This is a genomic window from Streptomyces sp. NPDC030840, from assembly GCF_055572015.1.
This window is the reverse complement of record NZ_JBVIEE010000008.1, coordinates 1-12,627: the sequence shown is the minus strand read 5'-3', so window position 1 is coordinate 12,627 and position 12,627 is coordinate 1. Positions and strand designations below refer to the sequence as shown.

Sequence of the window (12,627 nt, the reverse complement as noted above, 5' to 3'; positions counted from 1 at the left end):
TTGCTCCTCGGTTCCCTCGTGAGGTGCCCGGGCCGGGCACGTGGCCCGGGCGGCGGTGAGTAGGGAGCGGACTGTTCACCGAAGCCGCGCCCCGGACGTCACTGGTCGGGGTGGGGGACGCTTCGCCTGGTGAGGACCGGCCTGTTGAGACGGCAACGTAGAGGGGCGCGTGGCCGCGCACCACGTCTGCACCACAGAATTTCGCATTGCACAACACGGCAGCTCGGAGGAGTGTTGTGGGGGCGTTCCGGCGTCATCGGGACGGCACGGAACCGTTACCGTAACGTGCCCCGGGGGTGGGCCTCGCCCCCGCCGCCCCTGACGCCACGGCACGCACCATGACACCCTGCGACCCACAACAACGGTGCGGCACAAGGGAGTGGAGAGCAGCGTGGGCGGAAGCGCGAAGACCCCCGTGATGGTGACCGGTGGCAGCGGCTTCGTGGGCAGTCATCTGGTCCGGAGACTGCTGGAGCGGGGCTACCACGTGCACACCACCGTTCGTTCCGCAGCGAACGCCACGAAGGTCCGGCCCCTGCGCGAGATGCAGCAGGATTTCCCCGGCCGGCTCGACCTCTTCGAGGCGGACCTGCTGAGGGAGGGCTCCTTCGACGAGGCGATGCGGGACTGCACGGTGGTGTTCCACGTCGCGTCACCCTTCTTCATGCCCGAGAAGATCAGGGACGGCCGCAGGGACATGGTCGACCCGGCCCTCCTCGGTACCCGCAACGTACTCGCGAGCGTGGAGCGGACACCGACGGTCGGGACAGTCGTCTTCACGTCCACCGTCGGGGCGATCTTCGGCGACTACGCGGACGTGCTGGAGATGGACGGCCAGGTGCTGTCGGAGGCGTACTTCAACACCACCAGCACAGAGGAGAACAACCCCTACCACTACGCCAAGACGCTCGCGGAGCGCGCGGCCTGGGCGGCGGAGGCGGCCCAGGACCGCTGGCGCATGGTGTCCGTCAACCCCGGTCTGATCCTGGGCCCCTCGCTCACTCCCGCCTCGGAATCCGGCAGCCTGTTCCTCCTGGAGGAGCTCTTCAAGGGCTACTTCTTCTACGGCGCACCGGACTTCAGCTTCACCACCGCGGACGTACGGGACGTGGCCGACGCGCACATCGCGGCGGCGGAGAACCCCGACGCGAAGGGCCGCTACATCATCGCGGCCGAGACGATGACGTCCTTCCACGACATGGCACGCATCATCCGCGCCCGCCACCCCCGCGCCCTCCGCCTGCCCCGCACCGCGCTCCCCCACTGGCCGGTGCGCGTCCTCGGGCCCGCCTTCGGCCTGACGCAGGACTACATTCGCAAGCACCTCGGCATCCGCTTCCGGGTGGACAACAGCAGGAGTGTCCGCGAACTGGGCGTCACCTACCGGCCGGTCGAGGAGACCGTCCTGGATCATTACGAGGCCTGGCGCCGGCAACGGAGCGCCGCCGGGCGCAGCCCGGCAGCCTGAACACCAGCGGCTCCGCCTCGCGCTTCTCGTACCGCGGGGCGAGCGCGTCGCGGACCTGGGCCGGGCGGACGGTGATGTTCCTCGACTGGGCGCCGATCACTACGACGGGCTCGCGGGTGTCACGGACGTACCACCTGCAGGCCGTGGCCCCGCTGAGCGTCACCTCACCGGTGGCGGGCGCGCGCAGCCCCGGCATCCGCCGGCAGCCGGGCCGCGATCCGGGTCGTGCCTGAGGGGGTGCCGGGCCGTTCAGGGGTTCGTCCACGCCTCGGGGTCCTCGGCGAGCCGCTGGACCTCGTCCGGCAGTTTGGCCGTGGCGATGTCGGCCAGGGTGACCTCGCCCAGGATCTTGCGGACGTTGGCGCGTACCGCGATCCACAAGGGGAGCAGCGACTCGGCGGGGCCGACGTAGGAGAGCTCGGGCGGGCGCACGCCCCGTACGGACACCAGCGGTCCGTCCGCCACACGGATGATGTCGGCGATGGCGATGGTGTCCGCGGGCCGGGCCAGCCGGTAGCCGCCCTTGCCGCCGCGCTGGCTGACCACGAGTCCGCCCCGGCGCAGGTCGCCGAGGATGCCCTCGAGGAACTTGTGCGGGATGCCCTGGGCCGACGCGATCACCTCGGCCTTGAGTGACGCGTCGTCACTCACCGAGGCCAGCTCGAGCGCCGCCCTTACCGCATAGTCCGCCTTGGCCGAGATCCGCATGCCCCGATTATCCGTCACCGCCGCGCCGCTTGGTCACCGGCGGCCTGATCTCCCGTGCCGCACGGGCGGCGGCGGCCTCGGCGGCGGCCGCCAGGACGGTGATCTCGGCGTACTCGTCGTCGCCGACGTCCTCGGACGTCCTCGCCACGGGCCGCCCGTACGCCAGGGACTCGACCGCCCGGTCGGCCGGCGCCGACGGCGGTCAGCGCGTACGGATCGTGCGGTGGGCCGCCGCCCGGCCAGGGCCCGGGCGGACCGCTGCGCGGAGCGGTGCGTGGCCCCGCTGTGCTCGCAGGCTCGGAGAGCGGTCTGCCCGCGATGCGGAGGCGGACCGGGGGGCGGGACCGGACGGGCGGCCGGCACGGGCAGGGCCGGCCGAGGAGGGGCCCGACGCCCTCGCATCCTCCCGGCCCGTTCCCTCCCTCGTCCGGGCGCCGCCCGGTCGGAAGGGCCACGGGGACGCGCGGCACGTCGGCGCCCCGCGGCCTTCGCGGCGGCCTTCGCACGGGAAGGCACCCCGGTCTCAGGCCTGGCCTCCCGGGCCGCTGCCCCCCTTGAGGCGTTCGAGGTCCGAGGGTCGGACCTGGATCACGACGAGGGCGATCACCGCGGCGATCACCGCGAAGATCGCCGCCATGACGAAGGCCGCCGAGACCCCGGCGGTGAGGACCTCGTCGGCCCACGGCGGCGGGAGCTCCCCGGAGCGTTCGAAGCGGAGGCGCTCGGCCGGGGTCGCCTGCGACAGGAACCGCGGGATCTGTTCCTCCGCCTCGTTCGTGCTGGCCGTGCCGAACACCGTGACCAGGATGGACAGTCCGAGGGAGCCGCCCACCTGCTGGGTGGCGTTGAGGAGCCCGGAGGCGGCGCCGGTCTCCTCGGTCCGGACGTTGGAGAGCGCCATCAGGGTGAGCGAGACGAACTCCATGCCCATGCCCAGGCTGAAGACGAGCAGCGGGCCGAGGACGCTGCCCGCGTAGGTGGACTGGACGTCGGTCAGGGTGAGCCAGGCCAGGCCCGCCGCCGCGAGGATCCCGCCCACCACCATGAAGGGTTTGGGGCCGAACACCGGCAGGTACCGCGAGGCCAGCCCGGCTCCGATCGCGATGACCGCGCTGACCGGCAGGAAGGCGAACCCGGTGGCCAGCGGGCTGAAGTCCAGCACGTCCTGCACGAAGAGCGTGAGGAAGAAGAACATGCCGAAGATCGCGGCCGCGAGGCACAGCATCATGCCGTAGGTGCCCGCACGGTTACGGTCGGCGAACATGTGCAGCGGCGTGATCGGCTGTCTGGAACGCGTCTCGACCAGGACGAACCCCGTGAGGACGACGACGGCCGCGGCGAACGAGGCCAGCGTGAGCACGTCCCGCCAGCCGTCCTCTCCAGCTCTGATGAACCCGTACACCAGCAGCACCATGCCCACGGTGGACAGCACCGCGCCGGTGACGTCGAAGTGACCGGGGTGACGCTCCGACTCCCTGATCCAGCGGGGTGTGGCGAGGGCGATCAGCACGGCGATCGGCACGTTGACGAAGAGCACCCAGCGCCAGTTCAGCCATTCGACGAGCATCCCGCCCGCGAGCAGCCCGATCGCACCACCTCCCGCCGAGACACCGGCGAACACCCCGAACGCCCGGTTGCGCTCGGGGCCTTCGCGGAAGGTCGTGCTGACCAGGGCGAGGGCCGTCGGGGACGCGATGGCACCGCCGACGCCCTGGAGGGCACGGGCGGCGAGGAGTTGGCCGGAGTTCTGGGCGAACCCGCCGAGCAGGGAGGCGAGCCCGAAGAGCAGTACTCCGAAGACGAAGACGCGCCGTCTGCCGAGGATGTCGCCGGTCCGGCCGCCGAGCAGCAGCAGACCGCCGAAGGTGAGCGTGTAGGCGCTGACCACCCACGACAGACTGGTGGTGGAGAAGTCCAGGGACCTCTGGATGTCGGGCAGCGCGATGTTCACGATGGTGATGTCCAGGACCACCATCAGCTGGCACGAGGCGATCACCAGCAGCGCCATCGCGCTTCCGCCACCGCCGGGTTCCCGGGCGGTGCTCTGGGATGCGGAGGTCGGCTGCGGGCTGCTGCTCATGACGGCGCGCTCTCGGGGGCGAACCCTCGGGAGGGGCCGGTCGGCGGCCCCGTCCGCGGAGTCCTCCGTTCGACCGTACGCCCGCGTCCGGGGTCGTCACCACTCGATCAACGTCACGGCCGCGGGGCGAGATCCCCGGGTCAACCAGGCGCCGGCTCGTCTCGCCCCGGCGCCGGCTCGTCCCCCGGCGGATCGGCCGGGGGACGGCCGCGACGCCGTTCCGGCTGCCCCCGCGGACGCCCTCGCTGCCCGCGCCGGCGCCGCCGTTCCCGCCGGGTGCTCCAGGCCGGCCGAAGCGTCCCGCCCGGACCGCCCAGCGGCCTGCCCAGCAGGCCGCTCATGGCTCTGGCTGCCCGATGGGCTCCCGCCCGCTTGCCGGGGCACGCTGATTGTCCTGCCTCGCCCCGCGAGTGCCGTGACGGCTTCGCGGACCGGCCTGCGCCCCTCGCGTTCCACTCCGCTTCAGGCCGCCGTCACGGCGCCCCGCTCGCCCCCGTCCCGGTGGATCGGCATTGCCGAGCCGGTCAGCGGAACGCCCGTGCCGCCCCTGCGGAGCGCGACGATCTCCGCGGCGATGGACAGGGCGGTCTCCTCGGGTGTGCGGGCGCCGAGGTCGAGGCCGATCGGTGACCTGAGGCGGGCCAGTTCCTCATCGGTCACGCCCGCTTCACGCAGTCGCCGTTCGCGGTCGGCGTGCGTGCGGCGTGAGCCCATGGCGCCGATGAAGGCGGCCGGCATGCGCAGGGCCTCGGTCAGCAGGGGGATGTCGAACTTGGCGTCGTGGGTGAGGACGCACAGGACGGTGCGCGCGTCGGTGTCCGTGTTCCGCAGGTAGCGGTGGGGCCAGTCGACGACGATGTCGTCGGCGTCGGGGAAGCGGGCCCGCGTGGCGAACACGGGGCGGGCGTCGCACACGGTCACGTGGTAGCCGAGGAACTTGCCGGCGCGTACGAGGGCGGCGGCGAAGTCGATGGCGCCGAAGACGATCATGCGGGGCGGCGGCACGGACGCCTCGACGAGGAGGGTGAGGCCCCCGGGGCAGTGGGAGCCGTCCTCCGAGACGTCGAGTGTGCCGGTGGTGCCGGTGTCCAGCAGGGCGCGGGCCTGGGCGAGCGCCGTGCGGTCCAGCTCCGGGTGGCCGCCGAGCGAGCCGTCGTACGTGCCGTCGGGGCGTACGAGCAGGGCCTGGCCGAGGAGTTCGTCCGGGCCCCGGACCACCCGGGCGAGGGCCAGCGGCTCGCTCCGGGCGGCGGCCGAGAGCGCCGGCAGGAACACCTCCCTCACCGGTGCGTGCGCGCCGACGGGTGTGACCAGGATGTCGATGATCCCGCCGCAGGTCAGCCCGACGGCGAAGGCGTCCTCGTCGCTGTAGCCGAAGCGCCGCCGCACGGCCCTGCCGTCTGCCAACGCCTGTTGGCACAGCTCGTACACCGCGCCCTCCACGCAGCCGCCGGAGACCGAGCCGATGGCGGTGCCCTCGCTGTCGACGGCGAGAGCGGCGCCGGGAGGGCGCGGGGCGCTGCCGCTGACCGCCACGACGGTGGCGACGGCGAACTCCCGGCCCTCCTCGGCCCAGCGGTACAGCTCGGCGGCGATGTCAAGCATGTCCGCCTGCCATGAGGACGCGGTCCGGGCGGATGGGCAGGTGGCGGTGGCGTACACCGGTCGCGTGCCACACCGCGTTGGCGACGGCCGCCGCGGCGCCGACGATCCCGATCTCGCCGATGCCCTTGATGCCCACCGGATCCTCCGGGTCCACGTCGTCCACCCAGTCGGCCTCGATGTGCGGTACATCGGCGTGCGCGGCGACGTGGTAGCCCGCCAGGTCGGCGCCATAGTGGCCGCCTGTGGCCCGGTCCCGTACCGCCTCCTCGTGCAGGGCCATGGAGATGCCCCAGATCATCCCGCCGATGAACTGGTTGCGGGCGGTGAGCGGGTTGACGATACGGCCGGCCGCGAAGACGCCGAGCATGCGCCGCACCCGCACCTCGCCGGTGGCGGGGTCCACGGCGACCTCCGCGAACTGCGCCCCGAAGGAGTGCCGCTCCTTTTGGGAGAGGGCGCCGATGGCCGCGGTGGTGTCCGACCGTACGGTGATCCCCTCCGGCGGGATGCCGGTGTTCAGGGCGAGCCGCTCCTTCAGCTCGTCGGCCGCGGCCATGACCGCCCAGGCCCAGGAGCGGGTGCCCATCGAACCGCCCGCGATGAACGCCGGGCCGATGTCGCTGTCCCCGATGCGCACATGGATCCGGTCCGGCGTGGTCTCCAGCGCGTCGGCGGCGACCAGGGTGAGCGCCGTCCGGGCCCCCGTTCCGATGTCCGCCGCGTTGATCCGGACGGTGAAGGTGCCGTCCGCCTCCGCGGTCACGGCCGCCGTGGAGGGACCGGCCCCGGCGCCGAAGGACGCGGCCGCCGTGCCGGTGCCGAGGAGCCAGCGGCCGTCGCGGCGCAGGCCGGGGCGCGGGTCGCGGTCCGCCCAGCCGAACCGGCGGGCGCCCTCCCGGAAGCAGGCGATCAGGTTGCGGCTGCTGAACGGCAGCCCGGAGACGGGGCCCCGTTCGGGCTCGTTGCGTACGCGCAGCTCGATCGGGTCGATCCCGGTCTTCTCGGCGAGTTCGTCGAGCGCGGACTCCAGGGCGAACGATCCCGGTGCCTCGCCCGGCGCGCGCATGTACGTCGGTGTCGGCACGTCGAGCCGTACGACCCGGCTGGCCGTGTGGTGGGCGTCGGCGTCGTACATCGTCCGGGCCGGTCCGGCGCCGGCCTCGATGAACTCGTGCACGGTCGAAGTCGCGCTCAGGGAGCTGTGGTCCAGGGCGCGCAGCCGTCCGTCGGCGTCGGCGCCGAGCCTGACCCGCTGCGTGGTGGGGCTGCGGTAGCCGGCGAGCGAGAACATCTGACGGCGGGTCATGACGACGCGGACGGGGCGCTGGAGGACGGTCGCGGCCATCACCGCGGCCACCTGGTGCGCGCGCAGGCCCTTGCTCCCGAAGCCACCGCCGACGTGTTCGGACCGCACCCGCACCGAGCCCGGGTCGAGGGAGAACATGTTCGCGATCTCGCCCGCGACCCAGGTGGTGCCCTGGTTGGAGTCGACGACCTCCAGTCGCCCGCCGTCCCAGCGCGCGGTCGCCGCGTGCGGCTCCATCGGGTTGTGGTGCTCTTCGGGGGTGGTGTACTCGGCGTCCACGACGACGGCGGACGCGGCGAGTTCGGCCTCCAGATCGCCCTTGCCGGTCACCGCCGGGCCGTAGGCGTCCAGTGGGTACGCGTCCGGGCGGTCGGCGGAGAACGCGACGTCGTGCGGCTCCCGCTCGTAGTGCACCACGAGCGCTTCGGCGGCCTCTCTGGCCTGCTCGGACGTCTCGGCGACGACCAGCGCCACCGGCCAGCCCACGTGCGGCACCCGGTCCTGCTGGAAGACGGCGGCGGTGGGGTCCGGCTTGCCCAGCAGGCCCACGTAGTCGGTGTCCAAGCGGGGGGCGTTCTCGTGGTGCAGCACGGTCAGCACGCCCGGCATGGCGAGGACGGGCGCGGTGTCCACCGAGCGGACGCGGCCACGGGCGGCGCTGGACAACACCAGCCAGCCGTGGGCGAGTTCGGCGAAGGGTATCTCGCCCGCGTACCGGGCCGCTCCCGTCACCTTCTCGCGGCCCTCGATCCGGGTGTGCGCGGTGCCGACGGAGCCCTTGACCGCCCTGGTCCCGGTCGTGGCGGTGGTCATCGGGTGGCCTCCTCGGCGAGTTCGGTCAGGACGGCCACGACGAGGTTGCGCATCAGGGTCACCTTGTATCCGTTGTGCGGCAGGGGCTTCGCGGCGGCCAGTTCGGCGTCCGCGGCGGCGGCGAACGTCGCGGCGTCGGCCGGCGCGCCGGTCAGCGCGCGTTCCGCCGCGCGGGCCCGCCACGGGCGGGAGGCCACCGCGCCGAAGGCCAGGCGCACGTCCCGGACGACGCCGTCGTGGACGTCGAGCGCGGCGGCGATCGAGCCGATCGCGAACGCGTAGGAGGCGCGCTCACGCACCTTGCGGTAGCGGGAGTTCGCAGCCACCGGGGCGGGCGGCAGCGTCACACCGGTGATCAGCGCGCCGGGCGGCAGGGCGGTCTCCCGGTGCGGGGTGTCACCCACCGGCAGGTAGAAGTCGACGAGGGGCAACTGGCCGGGCCCGTCCGCGGTTTCGTACGACACGACGGCGTCGAAGGCGGCCAGCGCCACCCCCATGTCGGAGGGGTGGGTGGCCACGCAGTGCTCGGAGGCGCCCAGGATGGCGTGGTTGTGGTGCTCACCGGCGATCGCGGGGCAACCGCTGCCCGGGGCCCGCTTGTTGCACGGCTTGGTCACATCGGCGAAGTAGCCGCAGCGGGTGCGCTGGAGCAGGTTGCCGCCGACGGTGGCCATGTTGCGCAACTGCCCCGAAGCTCCCGCCAGGACCGCCTGAGTCAGAGCCGGGTAGCGGCGCCTGACCTCGGGGTGTGCCGCGAGATCGCTGTTGGTGACGGTCGCGCCGATCCGCAGGCCGCCGTCACCGGTCGTCTCGATGCGGTCCAGCGGCAGTTCGCGGACGTCGACGAGACGGCCGGGCCGTTCCACGCCCGTCTTCATCAGGTCCACGAGGTTGGTACCACCGCCCAGGAAGCGGGCATCCGGGTCGGCGTCGAGCAGCGCGAGGGCACCGGAGACATCCAGCGCGCGCTGGTAGGCGAACTCCCTCACGCGGCCGCCCCCTCGGTCTCCTCGGCCGTCGCCGCGTCGAGTCCGGCCGCGCGGGCGACCGCCTGGACGATCGAAACATAGGCCCCGCACCGGCACAGGTTGCCGCTCATTCGCTCGCGTATCTCCTCGGCGGTCAGCTCGGGCGGCCCGGCTTCGGGCCGTACGTCGTCGGTGGCGGCGCTGGGCCAGCCCGCCGCGTGCTCCTCGATCACCGCGATCGCCGAGCAGATCTGCCCCGGCGTGCAGTAACCGCACTGGTAGCCGTCCAGGTCGAGGAACGCCTGCTGCACCGGATGCAGCTCGTCGCCCTCGGCCACACCCTCGATGGTGGTGATCTCACGGCCCTCGGCGGCCACGGCGAGCTGCAGGCAGGACACCGCCCGGCGTCCGTCCAGCAGGACCGTGCAGGCACCGCACTGCCCCTGGTCACAGCCCTTCTTCGTACCGGTCAGATCGAGACGCTCGCGCAGGGCGTCGAGCAGGGTCGTGCGGTGGTCGACGGACAGCACATGCTTCTCGCCGTTGATGTGCAGGGTGATGGCGCTGTTCGTCGAGGCGGGCGCTGGGGCCATGATCAGCCTTCTTTCGCGTAACCGGAGCGCGTCCGGGGACGATGTGGCAGGCGGACAGATCAGGAGAGGTATCGGGAGGTGACGTATCAGGAGGTGACCCAAAAAGGAGGAACGGAAGGCACGATGTGGGCGAACGGCCACCGGCTGCCTCCCCCACCCGCCCCCACGGGTAAGGTTGACCTAACCGGACAACTGTCCGCTCACGAAAACGTAACGGACACCTGTCCGGTTCGGCAAGGACGGGATTCGGCCACGAGCCCGCGAGGAGGACGAGTGCGACAGAAGAAGGACGCACCCCCACACGCGCCCCTGCGCTCGGACGCACAGCGAAACCGAGAGCGCATCCTGGAGGTCGCGCTGGCCGAGCTGACACTCTCCGCCGACGCCCCACTGAGTGCGATCGCCAAGAAGGCGGGCGTCGGGCAGGGCACGTTCTACCGCAACTTCCCCAATCGCGAGGCGCTCGTCCTCGAGATCTACCGTCACGAGATGCAGCAGGTCGCCGACAGCGCGGCCGAGTTGCTCGCGACCCGGAATCCCGACCAGGCGCTGCGCGAGTGGATGGACCGCCTCGCCCAGTTCGCCATGACCAAGGCCGGACTGGCGGACGCGATCCGCCAGGCCACCAGCGCGCCGGGAGGCCCGGGCAAGCCGGGGCACACCCCGGTGACCTCCGCCGCCGAGCTCCTGCTCCGCGCGGCGGAGGAGGCCGGCACCATCCGCCCGGGAGTGACAGGGGAGGACTTCCTCCTCGCCATCGCCGGCCTGTGGCAGATCGACCCCCGCCAGGACTGGCGGACACGCACCACCCGGCTGCTGGACCTGGTCATGGACGGCCTGCGGGCCGGAGCGCCCGGGCGCTGAGCGACGCCGGTCCGCGGCCCACCTCGGCACCGCGCTCGGCATGGCGGGATGGATGGTCGTCTTCGTCCTGGGCCTGCGGACCTTCAGCCGGAAGGGCCTCTTCGTGGTCGGCGGCGCACTCGTCGACCTCCCCCACTCTCGGCTTCGCTCGAGCGGGAGGGGCCCCCATCGGCGTGCGCCCGCTGCTCGGCGGCCTGCTGCTCGCCGTGGACTTCCGCACCGCCTGCCTGACCGGAGGCGCCGTTTGCGTCCTCGTCCTTGCCGGGCATATCCGGCTGATGCCGCAGCACATCCCCGGCCGAGTACGCACCCGGCAGCGGGGCGGCACACGCCTACTGCTGCGCGACCACCGCTTCCTCGCCCCGTGCTGCGCCTACAGCACCTACCTGCTCGCCTACAACCAGCTCTCCCTCGCCCTGCCGGACGGGGTGCGGTGCGCGACCGGCTCCCACTCAGCCCCGTCCTGGCTGTTCGCCCTCTCCTCCCTGCTGGTCGTCTGCGCCCAACTGCCCGTCACGCGCTGGGCAGGTGACCGGCTCGGCATGCGCCGCCCGATGATCGCCGGGCTGCTGCTCATCGCGACCGGCTTCGGGGTCGTGGCGGCCGCCCGGCCTGCAGGCTGGACGGGTGTGGCGGGTTGCTGCCCGCCGCCGGCTACGTCGTCCTGCTCACCCTGGTCAGATGCTGGTCGTCCCCGCCGCCCGCGCCTGGGTGCTCGACCTCGCCCAGGCGGCCGCATCGGCCTCTACTACACCGGCGCCCTGTCCTCCGTCTCCGGCCTGATCGTCCTCATCGGCAGCTCGGCCACCGGCTCGCTGCTCGACCTGGGGCTCCCGGCCGCCGTGCCCTGGCCGCTCCTCGCCGCGATACCGGACCTGGCGGTGGGTCTGCTGCCGCGCCGCCCGGAACGTACGGGCGGCGCGGGAGCGGGCGACAGACGTTTTGGCCCTGCTTCGCAGTGAGGATGGGGATCTCGTCGTTCTCAGCCTCCGCCTTCTGCTGGAACGACCCGGGTTCCACCGGGCCTGGGGTGGGCGAATCGTCATCGCACCGTGCAGATCGGCATGCCAGGTGGTCGTTGCGGCATGGAGCAGGTGACAGGCAGGGAAGCGAGGGTCTTCAGCAGCCGCACCGTGAAGGCGGCGGACTGTGAAGGAGCGATCTCATGGGCCGATACGATCTCGCCCTCATCGGATTCGGCGGCGTCAACCGCGCGCTCGCCGAACTCATATCCCAGAGCGGGGAACGCCTGGCCAAGGAGCTGGGTTTCGCCCTGCGGGTGGTGGCGATCACCGATCTGCGGGCCGGTTCCCTGGTGGACACCGACGGAATCGATCTGGCGCCGCTGCTGGCCACCGAGCCCGGGGAGCTGAGCTTCGCGGGCCTGGCCGGCGGCAGCGCGGATCCGCGCAACGAGTGGGTGATCCGCGAGGTCCCGGCCGACATCGTCGTGGAGGCGACGTTCACCAACCCCACCGACGGCGAGCCCGCCCTCTCCCATGTGCGCTGGGCCCTGGAATCGGGCAAGCACGTGTGCACCACCAACAAGGGCCCGGTCGCACTCGCCGGCCACACACTGAAGCAGCTGGCCGCCGAGCGTGGTGTCAGCTTCGAGTTCGAGGGCTCGGTACTCAGCGGCACCCCCATCCTGCGCACCGCCCAGCGCATGTTCGGCGGCCTGGAGATCACAGGCGTCCAGGGCATCATGAACGGCACCTCCAACTACATCCTGGGCCGCCTCGAAGAGGGCATCGAACTGCCGGCCGCCATCACCGAAGCCCAGAACCGCGGGTACGCCGAAGCCGACCCCACCGCCGACATCGAGGGCCACGACGTCCAGCTCAAGGTCATGATCCTCGCCAACGAAATCCTCGGCGCCGACCTGCGCCGCGAGGACGTCTTCTGCGAGGGAATCTCCGCGATCACAGCGGACGAGGTGCGGGACGCCGCCTCCAAGGGGCTGCGGTGGAAGCTGGTCGGCTCCGCCACCCGCCACGAGGACGGCAGCGTCGATGCCCGCGTCGCCCCGCTCGCCCTGCCCGCCCAGCACCCGCTGGCTGGGATCTCCGGCCCCCTCAACGCGGTCGCCTTCCACACCGACCTCCTGGGCACCGTCACGGTCTCGGGGCCGGGCGCCGGGCGCATCGAGACCGCCTACGCCCTGCTGTCGGACATCACCGCCATCCACCAGCGCCACGCCGACGACGACACCGCCCCCACCC

Annotated in this window: 10 protein-coding genes and 1 pseudogene; 4 read left to right on the top strand and 7 right to left on the bottom strand. The window is 72.4% G+C overall.

Going from position 1 to position 12,627, the window contains the following annotated elements:
- Window positions 1-418 precede the first annotated feature (418 nt).
- On the top strand, window positions 419-1,468 hold the full coding sequence (locus ACZ49J_RS18945; protein ID WP_467449746.1) for an NAD-dependent epimerase/dehydratase family protein: 1,050 nt from the start codon (window positions 419-421) through the stop codon (window positions 1,466-1,468).
- Between the two features lie 249 nt (window positions 1,469-1,717).
- Here the strand turns inward: ACZ49J_RS18945 and ACZ49J_RS18940 are convergent, their stop codons facing one another.
- The 7 genes from ACZ49J_RS18940 to ACZ49J_RS18910 form a co-directional block, all read right to left on the bottom strand.
- Window positions 1,718-2,176, bottom strand: a complete 459-nt coding sequence (locus ACZ49J_RS18940; protein WP_467449343.1) for an RrF2 family transcriptional regulator — start codon at window positions 2,174-2,176, stop codon at window positions 1,718-1,720.
- A gap of 7 nt (window positions 2,177-2,183) precedes the next feature.
- Window positions 2,184-2,324: a hypothetical protein gene (locus ACZ49J_RS18935; protein WP_467449342.1), complete on the bottom strand. Its 141-nt coding sequence runs from the start codon at window positions 2,322-2,324 to the stop codon at window positions 2,184-2,186.
- A gap of 375 nt (window positions 2,325-2,699) precedes the next feature.
- Window positions 2,700-4,256: an MFS transporter gene (locus ACZ49J_RS18930; protein WP_467449341.1), complete on the bottom strand. Its 1,557-nt coding sequence runs from the start codon at window positions 4,254-4,256 to the stop codon at window positions 2,700-2,702.
- A gap of 462 nt (window positions 4,257-4,718) precedes the next feature.
- On the bottom strand, window positions 4,719-5,861 hold the full coding sequence (locus tag ACZ49J_RS18925; RefSeq protein ID WP_467449340.1) for an XdhC family protein: 1,143 nt from the start codon (window positions 5,859-5,861) through the stop codon (window positions 4,719-4,721).
- Window positions 5,854-7,980: a xanthine dehydrogenase family protein molybdopterin-binding subunit gene (locus tag ACZ49J_RS18920; protein WP_467449338.1), complete on the bottom strand. Its 2,127-nt coding sequence runs from the start codon at window positions 7,978-7,980 to the stop codon at window positions 5,854-5,856. The genes ACZ49J_RS18925 and ACZ49J_RS18920 overlap by 8 nt, the downstream gene beginning before the upstream one ends.
- Window positions 7,977-8,969 carry an FAD binding domain-containing protein gene (locus tag ACZ49J_RS18915; RefSeq protein ID WP_467449337.1) on the bottom strand — a complete coding sequence of 331 codons (993 nt, stop codon included), beginning with the start codon at window positions 8,967-8,969 and terminating at the stop codon, window positions 7,977-7,979. Before ACZ49J_RS18915 ends, ACZ49J_RS18920 begins: the two co-directional genes overlap by 4 nt.
- Window positions 8,966-9,541 carry a (2Fe-2S)-binding protein gene (locus ACZ49J_RS18910; protein ID WP_467449335.1) on the bottom strand — a complete coding sequence of 192 codons (576 nt, stop codon included), beginning with the start codon at window positions 9,539-9,541 and terminating at the stop codon, window positions 8,966-8,968. The genes ACZ49J_RS18915 and ACZ49J_RS18910 overlap by 4 nt, the downstream gene beginning before the upstream one ends.
- A 273-nt stretch (window positions 9,542-9,814) precedes the next feature.
- On the opposite strand from ACZ49J_RS18910, the gene ACZ49J_RS18905 reads away from it, so the two are divergent.
- From ACZ49J_RS18905 to ACZ49J_RS18895, 3 genes and pseudogenes are all read left to right on the top strand, one after another.
- Complete coding sequence (locus ACZ49J_RS18905) at window positions 9,815-10,405, top strand: TetR/AcrR family transcriptional regulator (RefSeq protein WP_467449334.1); 591 nt, start codon at window positions 9,815-9,817, stop codon at window positions 10,403-10,405.
- A gap of 13 nt (window positions 10,406-10,418) precedes the next feature.
- Window positions 10,419-11,367: pseudogene (locus tag ACZ49J_RS18900) on the top strand (MFS transporter); the annotation flags it as partial.
- 203 nt (window positions 11,368-11,570) lie between these two features.
- Window positions 11,571-12,627 (top strand): homoserine dehydrogenase (locus ACZ49J_RS18895; RefSeq protein ID WP_467449333.1); only part of this gene is annotated, 1,057 nt, incomplete at its 3' end.